The following is a 17943-nucleotide window of genomic DNA, read 5'->3' on the forward strand; positions in this document are numbered from 1 at the left end:
GTCGCTTAACAGTTCTTCTTCTCATCTCCCAAGCTCGCTTGCTGGATTTAGCACCTTGGCACGCCTAGAGCGTTCTGCCGGTTGCTGAGGTTTCGCAGGGCCAGTCCCTCCACCTCTCTGGATAAGAATAAATCGTAAGGAATATTATGAATTTTTTATAACTTTAACGCAATTTTATAAATTTTACAAGTGATTCATGTAAACTTTCCCTGATTTTCCGGAAAAGCATTTTTTTAAAAATCATGATAAAATAAGTGGAAGCGAATACAACTCAAAAGCGGAGGCGCTCTAGTAAGGTAGTTCTGCTAAATGCGCGGCGTCCTGCCGCAACGCAGAACTGACCGGCCTCCTGCCGGCCCCCGACAAGCATAAGACAATCAGCCGTGGGAAAGACGTGGGAACTGACCCGCATCCTGCGGGCCCGGAGGTTGAGTGGCATATGACCTCGAGGGGCTAGGCGCCGGAGCTAGATACAAAAACTATGTACAAACCTTACTTAATTCATCTGGAGGACTTATCTGTGGAGAAGCAAACTGGAGTTGTCAAAGAAGCTTCCTTTTTTTCAGGCGCATTGAACGAAGATCTGACTGTCCTTACATATTTGCCAAAAAGCTATTCCCCTCTGTATAAGTACAGTCTGCTGATTGCGCAGGATGGGCAGGATTATTTCAGGCTTGGGAGGATTGCCCGCCAGTATGAATCCCTGCTTGAGAACGGCGGACTGGAGAATGTAATCATTGTCGGCATTCCATACAAGAATGTACAGGACCGCCGGGCAAAATACCATCCCGACGGTGAGAAATTCCCTGCTTATAAACGGTTTCTTGCCCATGAGCTTGTCCCGTTTCTGGACAGGGAGTTCCCAACATATCAGGTTGGACAGGGACGCGCACTCATTGGTGATTCGCTCGCCGCAACAGTCGGATTCATGACAGCACTCGACTATCCGAGTATTTTTGGTAAAATCATTATGCAGTCCCCTTATGTTGACGAAAAGGTCCTAAATGCTGTCATGCAATACGATGCAGAGCCGAATTTGACTATCTATCATCAGATTGGCGAAAAGGAAACTGATGTTAAGACAACGGCTGGAGAAGTGCAGAATTTCATCGAACCGAATCGCAAATTGCAAAAAGCGATCGAAAAAAAAGGATTTCCTTACACATATGAAGAATTTGATGGGGACCACACATGGACACATTGGCAGCCTTTACTGCCTAAGGCGCTTAAAGCCATGTTTTAATTAACTACTACTTACTACTGGAGGGAACCTGTATGAAATATGGAATTGTCCTATTTCCGGCAAAAAAACTTCAAGATCTGGCGAATTCCTACCGAAAACGCTATGACCCTCATTACGCGCTTATTCCGCCGCACTTGACTCTGAAGACGCCATTTGAAGCGTCAGATGAAGAAATAAAGGCGATTTCCAAAGAACTTCGATCTGTTGCAAACAAGCTGAGCCCGATTAAGCTTGAGGTGCAAAAAATCAGTTCATTCTCACCTGTAAACAACGTGATCTACCTTAAGGTGGAGCCTAATGATGAATTAATGGAGCTTCATACCGAGCTTCATTCAGGATCTCTTACTTCCGAGCCTGAATATTCTTTTGTTCCGCACATCACAATTGGCCAAAAGCTATCTGATGCAGAAATGGCAGATGTTTTGGGACAGCTGAAAATGCAGGATAATCATCATATTGAACTGATTGACCGTTTCCACCTGCTCTATCAGCTTGATAACGGAGCTTGGACTGTTTATGAAACGTTCATCCTGGAAAAAGGAGAACTCTAATGCTCGCAAAAGTTGTACAGACGGAAAAAGAAATGCAGGATGCCTTCTCAATCAGAATGAAGGTATTCGTTGAAGAACAAAAAGTACCGGCAGAGGAAGAGGTAGATGAAAACGAGGAAATGTCCGTGCATGTCGTCCTATACGATGAAAGCATGCCAGTCGGCACCGGCCGGATTCGTGAAGCAGACGGCTACGGAAAGCTCGAGCGCATCTGCATTCTCCCCTCTTACCGGGGAAAAGGCGCAGGCAGCCTGATTATGAAGGAACTTGAAATTGTCGCCGCTCCAAACATTGAGAAATTCAAGCTGAATGCACAGACTCAAGCGATTCCCTTTTATGAAAAGCTTGGCTATGAAGTGCGTTCCGGTGTATTCATGGATGCCGGCATCCCTCACGTAACGATGATCAAAAGCCGTTTATGACAGACAGCGATTAAGCTGTCTGTTTTTTTTGAGTGAAAACCATTGTTAGTGTGCAATCTATAAAGGGTGATTTCGATGGATATGTACAGAATATCAACAGAATTGGTCGTTGGATTCTTCGGATTGTTTGTCATGTCAAGACTGCTTGGCAAAACTCAAATTACGCAAATTACGACCTTTGACTTCATATCGGCTCTTGTCCTTGGAGAACTCGTAGGAAATGCCGTATATGACGATGAAATTGGACTATTGGATATTCTTTTTGCCATTTCTATTTGGGGGATTCTTATATTTGTAATTGAGTGGCTGACTCAAAAATCGAATAAAGCGAGGGTTATGATGGAGGGAAGCCCAACCATCATCATCCGCAATGGAAGAATTTTGAGAGAGCAGCTAAAAAAAGAAAAGCTTGATTTAAACCAGCTTCAGCATCTGATCCGATCCAAAGGTACGTTTTCCATGCGGGAAATTGAGTTTGCCATTTTAGAAACTGATGGCAGTGTGAGTATCTTGAAAAAGCCTCAATTTGACATGCCGGTCCGAACTGATTTTTCCATGATGGGCTCCATGCCTGTTCTCCCCTACAGTCTGGTGCTGGACGGAGCAGTGCAGAGGGACAATTTAAAAGAAGCAGGTCTCAAGGAAGAATGGCTTGTTAATGAGCTTTCAAATCAGGGCATCCACTCCTATCAGCATGTGCTTTATGCGGAATGGCGCAAGGGAGACGACCTATATATCCAAAAAAAATAAGACCAGCTTTATGGTCTTTTTACGGGCCGCTCATGGGCGTACAGAACGGCCTCCCCCTTTTATACGGTGATTAAGCAATTGGGGTACCATTTTCAACGGGAACATCAGTGTTAAGCAGGACAACTTCCCCATCACCTGAAACACCGCCCAGTACAAGCACTTCAGAACGATATCCGGCAATTTTGCGCGGCGGAAAATTCACAACAGCTGCTATTTGCCTTCCGAGAAGAAGGTCTGGAGTGTACCGTTTTGTAATTTGAGTACTGGACTGCTTTACTCCGATTTCCGCTCCAAAGTCAATTTTCATCTTGATGGCCGGAACTCTGGCTTCTGGAAAATCCTCAGCAGCAGTAATCGTGCCAATCCGGATGTCCAGCTTTAAAAAATCCTCAATTGACGCCGGTTCTTTGAGCGAACATTCTGACTTTTTCATTTATATTCTCGCGTCAAAGGACAAACCTTTTCCCGGCTCCGAAGGCAAAGCATGAGTGGAAGATTGTTTTACCCGGTCCAATATTCTGGAAAAACGGCTTTCTTCGTGCTTGCGTTCCTCTTCCATTTTATCGCGCTGAAGATGGATTTTTGAGACACGGTCAAGTGAAGCGTAGTCATCCTTTACCTGCACGGATCGATTAGCATACTGTATGTACTGATCGTTTTGAATAGGTGCTATCCAGCTCATATTCCCACTCCCTTTTGTTTTAAAATATACCCCAAATTTTAAATAGAAAACGCCATAATCACCTTTTTCTTTCTCTATGAGTCTGTTAAGATGGTTCTTGTCTATTTTACATATAGTTTACGTGCCCAATAGAGATTTTATGGGAGGAAACCCGATGTTTTTTGCAAAATATTCAGATAGATTAATAGAACTTCCAACTTACCCGAGAGAAGATTTTCAAAAGGTATATGACTTAGGCAAAGCTGGTTTTCTGACATGCCCTGTCTGCGGCCGTCCTGTCGTGCTTAAGTTCCGGATTTCCTCGCCGCCTGAGTTTGTGCATAAAGATCAATCAGATTCAGAAGCATGCGTGAATGCTTACATGCCGGCGGAAAAACCCTTCATCAAGAAAAAGGATCAGCCGGAGTACGAAACGTCCGGAGCCTTTCGAATTCCCAAAAACCGGTCTATTACTGATTCGGAGCAACCCAAACCTTCTACCGTTTGGAAAAATCCGAACTTCCCGGGAATCATTACCCCGTTTGCTGAAAAAAAGGACCCGCTGATCACGCTTTTTGACGATATTACGTTAAATCAGGCTCAAGCAGCAGCCGTCACGACGAATGCCTCATCCACCCTTGTCCTGGCTGGAGCGGGCAGCGGAAAGACGAGAGTGCTCACTTCAAGGGCAGCTTACCTAATCCAGGAAAAAGGTGCAAATCCAGCCTCCATCATGCTCATCACCTTTACGGTAAAAGCTGCGAAGGAAATGAAGGAACGTATGGCCGCGCTTTATGGACTTTCCATGCAGCAGGTAAACCAAATGGTAACCGGCACGTTCCATGGTATTTTTTACAGAATTCTAACGCACCATGACCGGAGCAAATGGGATTCAACGCATTTGCTGAAAGAGTGGCAGCGCGAGCAGTATGTGAAACAAGCGGGCAGGGAATTGAAGCTTGATGAAACCGAATTCCCTTTCGACCAGGCTCTTCAGCAAATCGGCCTTTGGAAAAACTCCCGTCTTTCTCCTGCAGAAGTGAAGCCCGAGGATAAGTGGGAGGAAAAGGCTGCTTTCCTTTACCGAAAGTATGAGGAATTTAAGGAAGCAAACGGCCAGTTTGATTTTGATGACATGCTGCTGCAATGTCTGCTTTTACTTGAAAACAACGACCAAATTCGCGAATCCTATCAGAACCGGTTTCAATCCATTTTGATTGACGAGTTCCAGGATATTAACCAAGTTCAGTATGAAATTATTCAACTCTTGTCTGCTAAGCACCAGTCCGTATTTGCGGTCGGTGATGATGATCAGTCAATCTATGCTTTTCGCGGAAGCAATCCCGCTTTCCTGCTTCAATTTACGAAGGATTTTCCGGATGCAAAGGTGATTCATCTTGCTTCCAACTACCGATCCAGCCACGAAATTGTCGCAACCGCGAACAAAATGATTGCAAAAAACCGTGAGCGGCACAAGAAGAAAATGGACGCCACCTTCACAAACGGAATCAAACCGCTGTTTTTCTATCCATACGATGAAGAGGAAGAAGCAACGCTGATTGTCAATGATCTGAAGGAAAAGATGTTAAACGGACGGAAGCCTGAAGAGTTCGCAATCTTGTACCGCACCCATACCGGCGGAAGAGCAATCTTTGAGCGTCTAAGCGAATCAAGCATTCCCTTCGCTGTCGACCAGGAAACCGGATCCTTTTACGAGCGGAAAATGGTGCGCACCCCACTCGCTTATTTAAGATTAGCGGTAAATCCAGATGATGGGCAAGCGATGAAAGACCTGATTTTTGCCTTATTTTTGAAATCCCAGGTTCTTCAAGATGTAAAAGCCCTATCCATCATAAATGACTGCACTCTCTTGGAGGCTTTGCTCCACGTTCAGGACATTAAGCCCTTCCAGCAGAAAAAAATACGGGACATTCTCCCGTATTTTAAACAAATCAGCAAAATGGCTCCCCTGGATGCCCTAAGTTTAATAGAGAAGAAGATGGGACTGGCCGACGCCATCAAGAAGCGAGGCAATGAAGGAAACAAAATGGAGAAAGGCTCAGACGATTTGCAAGACCTAAAAGTCGCAGCCAAAAAGTTTGGTACAATCGCCGAACTTATTGAACATGCTGACCACATGACCGCCCTTTCAGCAGACATTAAAAGAAGCGGCCGCAACCAGTCAAATGGTGTTCGGCTCATGACCATCCACCGATCCAAAGGACTTGAATTTCCATACGTTTATGTACTGGGAGCCGTCGATGGAAGCATCCCCCACGACTTCTCGCTTGAATCAGCAAGGAACGGAGATTTCACTTCATTTGAGGAAGAGCGGCGGCTCCTGTATGTCGCCATGACACGGGCTCAATACGAACTCTATTTGTCCGCCCCGCAAACAAGACGAGGAAAGAAAAGCGCGCCTTCCAGGTTTTTTCAGGCGATTGAATAGGAAAAAGACGTGCTTTTGCCTGCACGTCTTTTTTTTAAGGAGATGTCAAAAAATCAAATAACCATGTCCCCATTAAATAGTACGCATGAATAAAAGAAACAGCCATACATATATAGTACATTGCGGAAAGGAGTTGTGGAAATTGGAATCACTCACAGTGCTGCGGAACATCTTCTTCACTTTTTTCCAAAACGGGATTTGGGCTGTTGGCTTCTTTTATCTTTTAAATCTCACGTTTCCAAGCAAAAGAGTACTGGATGTATCCAAAATTGTCCTTGCGGTTGCTCTGGTCGTTTACCTGCTTTACGCGTTTGCGGTCAGTATATAGCTAGAGAAGCAGAGCGGTACGGTTGCTCTGCTTCTTTTTTGTTTACAGTACTCAGACTTTCACTTAATGTGGAGATTCAGTACAAACCTCGTTTCCTTATTCAACTAGCCTTTCGGATCTATGTATCGGACTCTCCACGCTCGATATCGGACTTTCTTTCTCTTATATCGGACACTCCACGCTGGATATCGGACTTTCATTCCCTTATATCGGACACTCCGCACCCTATATCGGACACTCGTGACACCCGATATCCATCATTCCAACAAACACAATCCTGTCATCAAAACAAAAGCCTCTCATCCATTCGGACGAAAGGCTTTTGTTTATTTCTTATTAATCATTTTGGAGATTGTATTAAAGTCGAGCTTTTCTTTTCCATTCACAATCGAGTTGACGATTTTGTCTTCTGTTTCTTTCGGTACTTTTTTGTTCGCAATTTGGGCAACCTTGCGGATCACGTTTCGGACTGTTGTTTCATCACGGAAGTTTGCATTTTGAAGGGAATTGGCGAGAGCGAGAATTTCATTCATGTTTACGCCTGTTTTCTTTTCAATATTTTTAAAGAATTTATTATCCATTTTTTCTGCCTCCTTACTGTTGATTTATCCTATGAAGGTGCCCAAAAAATGGTGCGTTTCCAAAACGGAGAAAGTACGGACCATGAGCCCGTACTTTCCTGTTTGCATATCTTTGAAGGAGACTGCAAGTTTTAAATTAGTTGTAGAAAGAAGCACCAACGATGATCAAAAGAATGAACAATACTACGATAAGTACGAAAGTAGAACCGTAGTATCCGCCACCGCCGTAGCCGCCACCGCATCCATAACCATAAGACATTAGCCAAGCACCTCCCTTTCGTTCTTCTCTACAACATATGAAGATCGGCCAGAAAGGGTATGGACATTCGCTCAAAAATAAGCAGAATTATTTTTTTTGATTTCTGCTGCTGATCCATTTTTCGATATCTCCAGCTAATTTCTCCATTTTTGCATCAAACCCATCAGCAGCTCTCTCCATTTTATTTAAATCCTTTTCCTTTCCCTTAAGCCAGCCATCGCTCTTTTTCATAACCCCGTCATGGCTCTTCATACGATCCCCTATAAATGTTTCAAATTCCTTGCTGAGTTTCTTCCCCACATCATCACTCCCTTCTATAGAATACGGAATGATCCTTTTGCGGACACAAAAAAAAGCAGGGTAAATGCTCCCGCTTTTCACCTTTCATTAACGTTTTTTACTGCCGCAGCCGCAGCCTTTTTTCTTCACTGGTTTTGAAACCTGCTGGGTTTTCGCAGCATTTGCTGGATAAGCATGCAAATATGGCTTATTCATTACCGCTCCACCTTTCTTATTCGGGGATAAATTATGTTATGAAGGTTGGACAGAATGCGTACTGAGTCAAAAACCTAATCTAAAAGCCTAGATACCACGGTTTCAATGATTCCAGCGAAGCCTGCCAATGCAAGTACGCAGATAAGCGGTTCAGCACCCGCCGGCCACACTCGCCAGCTCGTATAAAGAAAAGCTGTGCACCATACTCCTGTACACCAATAGCAGCTTAGCAGCTCTCCAATCCACTTCCTGATGCCATTTCCCTTCATTTTGATATAGACCTCTTCTGCACCCGATTCATCCTTCACAACATACTCCTCATGAAACGGTCTGCGCAGCCAATCTGTAATTTTATCAAACACAATCAAACGAGTCAGGCGAAAAATCGCCAATGCAAACAAAGTAACCGTTAACCAGCTCTCAAGCATATCACTCACCTGCCATTCTTCTATTACGATATGAACGGCCAGAACAGATATGAAAAAAATCGGGAGAAATCTGTATGTTTTCATCAGACCAAATGGAACGAACCTGCATTTACTAGCTATATATGGGAAAGGAGTGAATCATTTGTCTAATGAATGGTCAGTCATGGATGAAGCAGTGAGCCAGGACACCGAGCAGAACACAACTTTATTTCAGCTTTCCGACGAAGGAATCTATGTCAAAAATTCCGATTACGTCACAATCGAAACTACTGACACTCAGCTTGCTCTATCCATTCAAGCTGCCATCCAGGTGGCCATCGCCCTTGCAATCAATTTAACGATTGCAGATAGCGCTCGCGCGGAACAAGTGACCCAGCAGCTTTTAAACAACACTGTCATTCAGCAAACAAAAAAGCAGCGCATTATCGTACTCAATTCAGAAAACGTTACCGTAAGATCCACAAACACAGACCTTGCCATTTCCCTTCAGCTGCTCATCCAAATTTTGCTGGCTCTGTTGTTGCAAATCGATATCCTGTAACCCTTTCTTAAATTTTTTAAAAGGAGTGACAACCATGTCAAAAGAAAACCTCAATGAAATCTCCGCTACCCTTATGCAGCTTTTCGTATCTGATGTTTTTAATAAAAATAACATCACCAGCGAAACGAAAAAAGAACTAAGCGAAGATCAAAAAGCGAAAATCAAAGCAGTCGTCCTAGATCTTCAAGCAAAAGTGGATGAATTTCTTGCAGTTCAGAACAAAAAAACAGAAGAAGCAGAAAAAGCCCCTGTTGAAGCACCTAAAAACACCACATTAAGAGACATGCTAAAAAACAAAAAAAACAACGAATAACTAAAAAATAGGTGCTTGAATCATGATGTTTGTCTAAACCAAAACGTAAATCCAACATTTAATAGTATTACAATGAAAGGAGGAAAAAGAACATGTCAAATTACACATGGGTAGCGAACGACAGAAGCTGCTCTCATCCGACTGAAAACAGTAACAGACTAGGCAATATGTGCAGCAAAGATGGTGAGGTAGATCAAAACTTTGATCAAGTAAGCAACACTGCTCAGCTTTCTTCTGAGACCATCATCATTAAGGATTCTTGTGACATTGAAGTAACAACTACTGAAACGCAAATCGCTGTATCCCTTCAAGCAGCTCTTCAAGTAGCCATCGCTCTTGTAATCAACCTTACAATCGCTGATAGTGCACGTGCTGAAATGGTCACTCAAGATCTTCTTCAAAAAGCTACAATCACTCAAGCAAACGCTCAAAAATTGGTTATCGAAAACTCCCGCAACGTAAATGTAAAAACTACAGACACAGACGTAGCAGTATCTCTTCAATTGCTTATCCAAATTCTTCTTGCGCTTGTTGTTTCCATCGACATTCTGTAATCTCCCCCAAAATAGCATGAAAGGAAAAAGCAGGCTCCCCGCCTGCTTTTTCTTTTTCCGCACACATCCAGATATTCGTGATGTTCACCCACACCAATAAAGACGTCCGCACATATGTTGTTAAAGACTAATGTCAATCAACCAATTAACTAAGGAGATGAAAACATGAGCTGCGGAAAAAACAATGGAAAACGCGACATCGAAGGCTGCGTATGCGAAGCAGTTGAAAACATCCTCGCAGAACAAGAAGCAGTTGAGGAAAATTGCCCGACCAGTTGCTTCAGCAACTTGCTTAGTCCATCCGCTTTGCCTGGAAAAGATACGATTCCGTTCTTGTTGTTCGATAAAAAAGGAAAACTATTCTCAGCATTCGGAAACGTAGGCGGATTCCTGGATGATATGACTTGCTTCGAAACAATCTTCTTCCGTGTAGAAGGCTTGAGAGGCTGCTGCGCAACTCTTAAACTTTTGAAGCCAGTAGACGTAGAAGGCGACACACTTAGTGTATGCGATCCTTGTGCAGAAGACTTCTTCGGACTAGAAAAATCCGACTTCTGCATCGAAGTAGATCTTGAATGCTTCTGTGCAATCCAATGTCTATCCCCTGAACTAGTGAACCGCGTATCCCCGATGAGCAAAAAGAAGCATCACCATGGATAACATTGAATAGACTGCCTAACCGGTAGTCTATTTTTTTTTGGTGTTTGGAGGTTTGGGGTCTTGGTTTGTCTGACAAATACATGGATTCCGCGTTTGTCTGACTATTTTGTCTGACAAATACATAAATTCCGGAGTTTGCCAGACTATTTTGTCTGACAAGTACATGGATTCCGCGTTTGTCTGACTATTTTGTCTGACAAATACATAAATTCCGGAGTTTGTCTGACTATTTTGTCTGACAAATACATAAATTCCGGAGTTTGCCAGACTATTTTGTCTGACAAATACACAAATCCCGCATTTGTCTGACTATTTTGTCTGACAAATACATGGATTCCTAGATTGTCTGACTATTTTGTCTGACAAATACATAAATTCCGGAGTTTGTCTGACTATTTTGTCTGACAAACCTTAACCTTGTGCTACACCATTCCCCAGGTCTTTATGTCGATCATCTAAATTATTTTTCTTAATAGGCGTTTTTACTAGCACATTTAGCCTTGTACCTGCCTATCCTAGTATAGATAAAAATCCTTAATCGGGAGGGAATAATATGATCCGTCAAAAAGACCTTAGCTGTGTATGCGATGCGGTTGAAAACATCAACGATCTCCAGAATGCGGTTGAGGAGCAGTGCTCTACAAGCTGTTACAGCAATCTTCTTTCCCCAGTTAATACTTTAGGAGATACAATTCCGTTCATTCTATATACGAAAAAAGGGACTCCTTTCAAAGCGTTTGGGAATGTTGGAGGCCTTTCCGCGGGAGATTGCTTTAATACGATCTTCTTTCGTGTAGAACAGATTAATGGCTGCTGCGCTACTCTTCGCCTGCTGATAGCATTCAGCGAAAAGAAAGATGTGCTGGATTTCCATAAAGACAGCGCATGCGATGTTTTCCGTTTGGAAAAGACAGATTCTTGTATTGAAGTGGATTTGAATTGCTTCTGCTCCATTCAGTGCTTGAATCCGCGTTTAATTAATCGGACTCATCAGGATTAATAAAAAAGAGCTGAATTCGGAGGATCCCGATTCAGCTCTTTTTGTTAGAAGCCCAGTGGCTGGATAGCCTGGATCTCTTCAGATCTAATGTTTACCGGCTGGGAGCTTGCGGTTGTTCTGAGATGAACAACGCCGTCTGTTTCACCGATTATGATGCCTCTGTAGGTTTGGTCTGCAAGCTCAACCTGGCAGAGCGTCCTTGGGATATTGCCAGGCAGATTGGCGAAGAATGCAATTTTTTCAACAACGCTCATTTGATTGAGTACTTTCCTTGTTTTGCGTTCGTACACAGGCTTAGGAGGTTCAGTAATTGCTGTCTCCTCATCTCCTTCAGTCTTCACTATCTCTGCTAAAACGGCTTCATCTGCTGGCTGATTCTGCCTGGCTTCGGCTGCTCCTTGCTCTTCAGGGATTGTTTTCGGAGCGTCGAGCACGGCTTCCGCAGATGTTTCCTCAATAGAATCGATTTCTTTGGCTTCTTGAACTTTTTTGTCAAGCCTAGCTTTTACAGGGTTTTTCTTAACAGCAACCTGCTGCATTTGGGCCTGCGGCTGCATGTTTTCGGGCTGAACAATATACATGAGCGGCTGCTGCCGCCTGGCATTTTTCTCGTTCAATTTTTCCACCTCCGGATCATAAACTATTCAAGACAGTTTATTCACCTTCGTACCATTTCATGACCTTTAAAGATTAGGAGAAAACGACGGTTTTGTTACCATCCACTAAAATCCGGTCCTCTAAATGCCATTTTACCGCACGTGCCAATACACTTCGTTCGATGGAACGTCCGATCCTCTTCAATTCATCTACATGATCATGATGGGAAACCCGTTCAATATCCTGCTCGATAATCGGTCCTTCGTCGAGCTCGTTCGTTACATAATGGGAGGTTGCCCCAATCAGCTTTACCCCTCGCTGATACGCGCGTTCATATGGACTTGCCCCAATGAAGGCAGGGAGGAACGAGTGATGAATGTTAATGATCCGGTTCGGATTCGCCGCAACAAATTCCTCGGTCAATATTTGCATATAGCGGGCAAGAATGATGAGTTCAATTCCGTATTCTTTCAGAAGATCCAATTGTCTGGCTTCCGCTTCCTTCCTGATCTCCTTTGCGGCAGGAATATAATAGAACGGGATACCGAGCGATTCTACAATCTCCCTGCAATCTTCATGATTGCTGAGAACAAGGGATAAATCCGCCATGATGTCTCCGCTTTGCCAAGCCCATAAAAGCTCGAGCAGACAGTGAGGTTCCTTTGATACAAAAATAGCTGTTTTTTTCAGATCTGTCACTTGGACAATTTTCCATTCCATTTGAAAATCGGACCCAATCGGTTTGAAGGCAGTGTTCATGGAAGAAAGCTTTCCCGCAAGATCCGGGCATTCAAATTCAATCCTTAAGAAAAAGGTGCCTCCTTCGGGATCTGATGAATATTGGCTGGATTCAATGATATTCGCATTGTGCCCGAATAAAAATTTCGATACGGCTGCCACGATTCCTGGCCGATCTGCGCATTTTAGCAGGATCCTGCCCCTATTTTCGTATTTCCCCTGAAATCTTTTCAAATGAGTTTTGTTAATTGGCTGCATCTTAAATTCCCCGCCTCTCTATGTACTATGAATTGTCCCTTATTATAAGGAAATTCCTCACAAGAAAAAAGTAAAGTGAACTTGACTACCAAATAATAGTAAAGTAAACTTAACGTACAGTAAGCTTTACATTTATATCGAGGAGGCCGATATTGAAATCACTCATTCGTGAAAAAAGGACAGAGAGCCATATTACGCAGGAAGAGCTGTCCCAAGTATTAAATGTGTCCAGGCAAACGGTTATTTCGTTGGAAAAGGGCAAGTATAAACCATCCCTTGTTTTAGCACATAAGCTTGCCCAGGTTTTCAAATGCAGCATTGAGGATTTATTTATTTTTGAGGGGGATGAGAATATTGAATGAAGCACTACTGAACAATTGGATCGGTCTTTCCGGACTGATTGCAGGCATCATCCTTGCAGGGACTGCAATGTTCCTCGGCAGACGGTTCAGCAAGAATAAGCGCGGTTTAGATGAACGCTATCATTATTTGATGTCAAACGCGAAGGCGGTTTCCTGGAATATTACCTTTGTTGTCATCTTAATTGCCTGGGCTCTAGTTATTTTATTTGAGGGAATTTCGGTTTCATTCTTTATTATGACTGGGATTTATATTTTTCATTGCTTGTCGCTTATTTTGTCAGCAGCTTATTTTTCGAGGCACGGAGGATGACAAGTCAACTAAAGGCCGGACTGATGGCATCGCTGTTCGCTATGATTGGACTTCCCCTTCTTTTTCTTGCTGTTTCGCTCGCTTCTGGCGTGTGGGAATACTTTCTTTTCTCCCTCTTCCCCTCCTTTTTTGCCGGATTTACAGGACTTTTGTTCACCTTTCAGGAAATCAGAAAACAAAGAAATGCAAAATAAAAGAGCTTGGGGATGTCCCCTCAAGCTCTTTTGTGCGGCTCATTAGCCGCCAATAATATGATACCCTGAATCTACATGCAGGTTTTCGCCTGTCATGCCGCGGGAAAGATCGCTGAATAGAAATAGAGCCGTGTCCCCTACTTCCTCTGGAGTTGTCGTACGGCGAAGCGGCGCTTTTTCTTCAATTTCCTTAAGGATGGAGTTGAAATCACTGATTCCTTTTGCAGATAGTGTACGGATTGGGCCTGCAGAAATCGAATTCACGCGGATTTTCTCTTTGCCCAGATCTTCTGCCAGATAGCGGACGCTTGCATCAAGGGAGGCTTTGGCTACACCCATAACATTGTAGTTGGAAACAACTCGCTCTCCTCCAAGATAGGTCAAGGTAACGATGCTTCCGCCCTCTGTCATCAAGCCCTTCGCTTCTTTTGCTACAGCAGTAAGAGAATAAGAGCTTATGTTATGTGCAAGAAGGAAGCCTTCACGGGTCGTATCCATGTAGTCGCCTGCCAGGTCTTCTTTGTTGGCGAATGCGATACAGTGCGCTACACCGTGCAGAACGTTTACTTCCGCTTTGATGTCAGCGAAGCATTTTTTAATTTCATCATCATTCGTTATGTCGCAAGGATAAAAAAGAGAATCATCGCGTTCCAGTGTTTCGGCAAGGTCTTTAACTGGTTTTTCAAAACGCTCTCCTGCGTATGTAAAGATAACTCTGGCGCCTGCATTATGAAGAGAACGCGCAATACCCCAAGCGATGCTGCGTTTGTTTGCTACTCCCATGACCACAATATTCCGGCCTTTTAAAGAAAAGTTCATCGGGCGTGCCTCCTGTTTTATACATGTTATTAGTACCTGGTTCCAATTATAGCACCTCCCCACTGAAAAAGACAGGCACCATTTGTGCCTGTCCCTCCGTTAATTTTGCAATTCTAATCTTAAATCCTTTACATATTCAGCAGACCCTGTAACAAGAATTCGGTCCCCTACCTGAAGATTTGTATCTCCATGGGGTACAATCGAATCTTTTCCACGAAAAATCCGGACGAAAATGATGTCTCCTGTAAACGGGAAGGTTCTTAGCGTAACGCCTGAATATTTCGCATTGTTCATCGTAACCTGGTACAGCCCTGTCTCTTTGTTTGTCAGGATGCGGACAATATCCGGTGATTCAATCAGGGCCTGCAGCAATACCTTCGTTGAAAGGAGTACAGAGAAAAGATCGACATCATGCTCCTTCAGCTTTTCCCCGAGCTCCGCAGAAGCAATGCTTGCGATTACCCTCGGAACTCCTTTTTCCTTTGCAAAAATAGCGATGTCGGCGTTTCTTTCTTCATCTCCTGTCGCTACAACCAGGATATCTGCATCAAAAACCTGGCTGCTTTGCAGACTTTCCATCGAATAATCCTCGAGCTCCTTGATTTCAAATAAGGATTCTGCTATTTGCTCATCCATTTTGTCTTGGAACGTGTGGAAAACAACAGTCTGAAAATAATCAGGATTGAGCTCTCTTGTAACAGGAAGCGTCATCTGATTGGCTCCAATGAGTGCTACCTTCAGCTTCTGATCCGCAAGCTTCTGTTTAGGAAACAGCTTTTTAAAACCAATCGGCGAAATGATGCTTGAAATGACAGCGACGAGAATGAGTGCTCCAGACATCTGTTCATCAATCACGTTCGCTTTTTGACCGATTGTGGTAGCCGCGATGACAAGTGACAGGGTAGCTGTTAAAAGAAAACCTGCTGAAGCAGTCGTGCGCATGTCATACCATTTTCGTAAATAGAGAATAGGAAGCAGTTTTGAAATAAACAGTGCGATCAAAAGAAGCGGAATCAGCACCAAGATTTTAGGGTTCTCGAATAGTTTCCATAAATCAAGCTTCACGCCAATCATCACGAAGAAAATCGGGATGAGGAAGCCGTAGCCAAAGGAATCAAGCTTTTGTACCATTTCCTTATTCGGTGAAAGCAAAGAAACAAGTACCCCCGCCAAAAAAGCTCCCAAAATATTTTCCGCTCCGATTGTCTCTGAAATTCCAACCAGAATAATGATAAGTGCAAAAATTGCACGCGTACCAATCTGAATCGTTCCCTTTGACATTGAATCAATGAACGAGCGGTTTTTGAATCGATTTCCTACAAAGTATAAAACCACTCCTGCTGCAAACAGGATCAGCAGAAGCCAGATGCTTCCGCCGCCATCTCCATAGATGGAAGCAAAGACGGCAAGCAGAATCATGGTAACCAAATCAGCGATAACTGCGACAAGCAAAATGATTTGGCCAATGTTGCTTTTCATGATGCCGCCTTCCTTCAAGGTTGGAACGACTACCCCAAGAGAAATGGTTGATATGATTAAGGTCATCAGAAAAGCATTCTTGATAAACCCTGTCCAGACAAAGATCAGGGATAGAAGAATGGAAAGGACAAAGATTCCCGCGAATACAACACTTGAAGCAATAAACGTATTGGGGACGGGCTTCCCGTTCGGAAGCTTTTCCTTTCTCTTCGCTCCTGTAAACGCACTGAAATCAATTTCCAAACCGCTCAAAAACATGAGGAAAATAAACCCCAAGGATGAGAGTGTCTGCAGCCAGGTGTCCTGTGCGACAATGTCAAAGCCGCTTTTTCCTATTACGAGACCCATCAATATTTCGGCGACAACGACAGGCATAAAATTCAGTTTTAACCGGTGCATGAGAATCGGTGTCATAAAGGCGACTAGGACAACAATGACTAATGACGTAACGGAAGCTTCATGTTCCATCTTTTCCCCTCCTGTCTCTTAATGAAGATTTTGAATAAATAACGATGCCAGTCCAAGATAAATAAGAATACTGATAATATCATTAATCGTAGTAATAAATGGACCAGATGCAACAGCCGGATCTATCTTAAATCGATGCATCACGATAGGAACCATAGCTCCTGCGACAGCGGCCACGATAAGCGAAAATAGAATTGCAGTTCCGACCAGCATTCCGAGCAGAAGGTCTCCCTTCCATACAAATACGACGCCTGTTACAAGCACACCGCATACTGCACCCGCAATCAATCCGGTACCCGCTTCCCTGAACAAGATCTTAAAGGAGGTTTCCTTTTCCACTTCCCCTAAAGCAATCCTCCTGATCGCAACAGCCAGCGCCTGCGTTCCCGTATTTCCGGCCATCCCGGCAATAAGCGGAATAAACACGGAAAGAATGGCTACTTGATCCAATGTTTCTTCAAAACGTCCAATCAAGCTTGCTGTGAGCATACCGAGAAATAAAAGGATAATCAGCCACGGAAGTCTCTTTTTCGCTGCTGAGAATGGCCCTTTATCTGAGGAATCCGCATCGGAAATTCCAGCGAGCTTCGAGTAATCATCAGAGGCTTCTTCATTAATAACATCCACGATGTCATCAATTGTAATGATGCCGAGGAGCCTGTCATTTATGTCCACAACAGGCAAGGCCAGGAAGTTATAATCCCTGATTTTTCTCGCTGCCTCCTCCTGATCAACGGATACCAATACCGAATAAACCCGTTCGTTCATAATTTCGGTGATCATCGTTTCATCCTCTGAGATGATTAAATCTCTTAATGAAACGACTCCCACAAGCCGTCTGTCCTCATCAACGACGAACGTATAGTAAATCGTCTCAGCATTCGGCGCTTCGCTTTTTAATATTTGCATAGCCGAGCGGACGGTCTGGTGTGCATGAATGGCAACAAATTCTGTTGTCATGATGCTTCCGGCTGTAAATTCCTTATAATGAAGCAGTTCGCGTATTTCCTTAGCCGCATCTTCCTCCATTAAAGTCAAATAACCGGCTACTTTCCCCTGGTCCAATTCATTCAGAACATCAACCGCATCATCTGCATACATTTGAGCGAGCATTTGCGCAGCATATATGGAATCCATTTCAGAAAGGTACGTCTCAACCTCTTCCTCATCCGCATCTATGTTCTCAAAAATTGAGGCCATTTCTTCGGGTGAAAGAAAGCGGTAAAGAATAGCCCGGTCTTCAGGTTCAAGCTTAACGAACCATCTTCCTTGATCATAGGAATGACGGTCGAAAAACAAATCCCTGAAGGCATCCAGCTGATCCTCTCTTAAAGCGGTAATAAGAAGCTCTTCTTCGAGCTCATCCATTTTTTGCAATTCTGCCATTTGCAGCCCCTCCCTTCCTATTTCATACGCTTTGAAAACAGCATGATAACATAATGATTAGAATAACGCATTCCCTTTTTTTCTTCCACCCATAACC

The 17943-nt window shown here is 43.6% G+C and carries 25 protein-coding genes and 1 riboswitch; of the genes, 14 read left to right on the forward strand and 11 right to left on the reverse strand.

The window, feature by feature from the left end; all coding sequences use genetic code 11:
- Positions 1-18: 18 nt before the first annotated feature.
- Positions 19-128, reverse strand: a riboswitch (SAM riboswitch).
- 392 nt (positions 129-520) lie between these two features.
- From AS29_RS15360 to AS29_RS15375, 4 genes are all read left to right on the forward strand, one after another.
- On the forward strand, positions 521-1243 hold the full coding sequence (locus AS29_RS15360; RefSeq protein WP_035409200.1) for an esterase family protein: 723 nt from the start codon (positions 521-523) through the stop codon (positions 1241-1243).
- 32 nt (positions 1244-1275) lie between these two features.
- Complete coding sequence (locus AS29_RS15365) at positions 1276-1794, forward strand: YjcG family protein (RefSeq protein ID WP_035409202.1); 519 nt, start codon at positions 1276-1278, stop codon at positions 1792-1794.
- Complete coding sequence (locus tag AS29_RS15370; RefSeq protein ID WP_035409204.1) at positions 1794-2216, forward strand: GNAT family N-acetyltransferase; 423 nt, start codon at positions 1794-1796, stop codon at positions 2214-2216. The genes AS29_RS15365 and AS29_RS15370 overlap by 1 nt, the downstream gene beginning before the upstream one ends.
- 75 nt (positions 2217-2291) lie before the next feature.
- A complete protein-coding gene (locus AS29_RS15375) occupies positions 2292-2966 on the forward strand; it encodes a DUF421 domain-containing protein (protein WP_035409207.1) in 675 nt (224 codons plus the stop codon).
- A 70-nt stretch (positions 2967-3036) separates the two neighbouring features.
- On the opposite strand, the gene csaA is transcribed toward AS29_RS15375, so the two are convergent.
- Complete coding sequence (gene csaA, locus AS29_RS15380) at positions 3037-3399, reverse strand: chaperone CsaA (protein WP_035409208.1); 363 nt, start codon at positions 3397-3399, stop codon at positions 3037-3039.
- Positions 3400-3648, reverse strand: a complete 249-nt coding sequence (locus tag AS29_RS15385) for a hypothetical protein (RefSeq protein WP_035409210.1) — start codon at positions 3646-3648, stop codon at positions 3400-3402.
- Positions 3649-3802: 154 nt separating this feature from the next.
- On the opposite strand from AS29_RS15385, the gene AS29_RS15390 reads away from it, so the two are divergent.
- Both AS29_RS15390 and AS29_RS15395 read left to right on the forward strand, forming a co-directional pair.
- The gene (locus AS29_RS15390; RefSeq protein WP_035409212.1) at positions 3803-6076 is read left to right on the forward strand and encodes an ATP-dependent helicase; all 2274 of its coding nucleotides are present in this window, start codon (positions 3803-3805) and stop codon (positions 6074-6076) included.
- Positions 6077-6218: 142 nt separating this feature from the next.
- Entirely contained in the window at positions 6219-6404 is a 186-nt protein-coding gene (locus tag AS29_RS15395; RefSeq protein ID WP_051860733.1) for a hypothetical protein, read from the forward strand.
- Positions 6405-6730: 326 nt separating this feature from the next.
- Here the strand turns inward: AS29_RS15395 and AS29_RS15400 are convergent, their stop codons facing one another.
- The 4 genes from AS29_RS15400 to AS29_RS15415 all read right to left on the reverse strand — a co-directional run bounded on the left by AS29_RS15400 (position 6731) and on the right by AS29_RS15415 (position 8167).
- Entirely contained in the window at positions 6731-6985 is a 255-nt protein-coding gene (locus AS29_RS15400; protein WP_035409216.1) for a stage VI sporulation protein F, read from the reverse strand.
- Positions 6986-7121: 136 nt separating this feature from the next.
- Complete coding sequence (locus AS29_RS15405) at positions 7122-7244, reverse strand: YjcZ family sporulation protein (protein WP_035409218.1); 123 nt, start codon at positions 7242-7244, stop codon at positions 7122-7124.
- Positions 7245-7331: 87 nt separating this feature from the next.
- A complete protein-coding gene (locus tag AS29_RS15410) occupies positions 7332-7544 on the reverse strand; it encodes a hypothetical protein (protein WP_035409219.1) in 213 nt (70 codons plus the stop codon).
- A gap of 269 nt (positions 7545-7813) precedes the next feature.
- Positions 7814-8167, reverse strand: a complete 354-nt coding sequence (locus tag AS29_RS15415) for a DUF1360 domain-containing protein (protein ID WP_035409373.1) — start codon at positions 8165-8167, stop codon at positions 7814-7816.
- 142 nt (positions 8168-8309) lie between these two features.
- On the opposite strand from AS29_RS15415, the gene AS29_RS15420 reads away from it, so the two are divergent.
- From AS29_RS15420 to AS29_RS15440, 5 genes are all read left to right on the forward strand, one after another.
- The gene (locus AS29_RS15420) at positions 8310-8708 is read left to right on the forward strand and encodes a spore coat protein (RefSeq protein ID WP_051860734.1); all 399 of its coding nucleotides are present in this window, start codon (positions 8310-8312) and stop codon (positions 8706-8708) included.
- Positions 8709-8742: 34 nt separating this feature from the next.
- A complete protein-coding gene (locus tag AS29_RS15425) occupies positions 8743-9021 on the forward strand; it encodes a hypothetical protein (RefSeq protein ID WP_051860735.1) in 279 nt (92 codons plus the stop codon).
- A 92-nt stretch (positions 9022-9113) separates the two neighbouring features.
- Complete coding sequence (locus AS29_RS15430; protein WP_035409221.1) at positions 9114-9575, forward strand: spore coat protein; 462 nt, start codon at positions 9114-9116, stop codon at positions 9573-9575.
- Between the two features lie 165 nt (positions 9576-9740).
- Entirely contained in the window at positions 9741-10235 is a 495-nt protein-coding gene (locus AS29_RS15435) for a CotY/CotZ family spore coat protein (RefSeq protein ID WP_035409224.1), read from the forward strand.
- A 553-nt stretch (positions 10236-10788) separates the two neighbouring features.
- Positions 10789-11235 (forward strand): CotY/CotZ family spore coat protein, encoded by a 447-nt coding sequence (locus AS29_RS15440; RefSeq protein WP_035409226.1) that lies wholly within the window; start codon positions 10789-10791, stop codon positions 11233-11235.
- Between the two features lie 44 nt (positions 11236-11279).
- Here AS29_RS15440 and AS29_RS15445 read toward each other — a convergent pair whose 3' ends face one another.
- Complete coding sequence (locus AS29_RS15445; RefSeq protein WP_051860736.1) at positions 11280-11852, reverse strand: CotO family spore coat protein; 573 nt, start codon at positions 11850-11852, stop codon at positions 11280-11282.
- 73 nt (positions 11853-11925) lie between these two features.
- Positions 11926-12828 (reverse strand): formyltetrahydrofolate deformylase, encoded by a 903-nt coding sequence (gene purU / locus AS29_RS15450; protein WP_035409230.1) that lies wholly within the window; start codon positions 12826-12828, stop codon positions 11926-11928.
- A gap of 152 nt (positions 12829-12980) precedes the next feature.
- Between purU and AS29_RS15455 the strand changes: the two genes are divergently transcribed.
- The 3 genes from AS29_RS15455 to AS29_RS15465 are packed head-to-tail and all read left to right on the forward strand — an operon-like array spanning position 12981 to position 13694.
- Positions 12981-13190: a helix-turn-helix transcriptional regulator gene (locus AS29_RS15455; protein WP_035409232.1), complete on the forward strand. Its 210-nt coding sequence runs from the start codon at positions 12981-12983 to the stop codon at positions 13188-13190.
- Complete coding sequence (locus AS29_RS15460) at positions 13183-13500, forward strand: hypothetical protein (protein ID WP_035409234.1); 318 nt, start codon at positions 13183-13185, stop codon at positions 13498-13500. The genes AS29_RS15455 and AS29_RS15460 overlap by 8 nt, the downstream gene beginning before the upstream one ends.
- A complete protein-coding gene (locus tag AS29_RS15465) occupies positions 13497-13694 on the forward strand; it encodes a hypothetical protein (RefSeq protein ID WP_035409235.1) in 198 nt (65 codons plus the stop codon). The genes AS29_RS15460 and AS29_RS15465 overlap by 4 nt, the downstream gene beginning before the upstream one ends.
- Before the next feature lie 42 nt (positions 13695-13736).
- Here AS29_RS15465 and fabI read toward each other — a convergent pair whose 3' ends face one another.
- From fabI to mgtE, 3 genes are all read right to left on the reverse strand, one after another.
- A complete protein-coding gene (gene fabI, locus AS29_RS15470) occupies positions 13737-14513 on the reverse strand; it encodes an enoyl-ACP reductase FabI (protein WP_035409237.1) in 777 nt (258 codons plus the stop codon).
- A 99-nt stretch (positions 14514-14612) separates the two neighbouring features.
- The gene (locus AS29_RS15475; protein WP_035409239.1) at positions 14613-16460 is read right to left on the reverse strand and encodes a monovalent cation:proton antiporter family protein; all 1848 of its coding nucleotides are present in this window, start codon (positions 16458-16460) and stop codon (positions 14613-14615) included.
- 18 nt (positions 16461-16478) lie between these two features.
- Positions 16479-17846: a magnesium transporter gene (gene mgtE, locus AS29_RS15480; protein ID WP_051860737.1), complete on the reverse strand. Its 1368-nt coding sequence runs from the start codon at positions 17844-17846 to the stop codon at positions 16479-16481.
- Positions 17847-17943: the final 97 nt, after the last annotated feature.

Origin of the sequence: Bacillus sp. SJS (assembly GCF_000732485.2) — a bacterium.
Classification (GTDB): domain Bacteria; phylum Bacillota; class Bacilli; order Bacillales; family Bacillaceae; genus Metabacillus_B; species Metabacillus_B sediminis.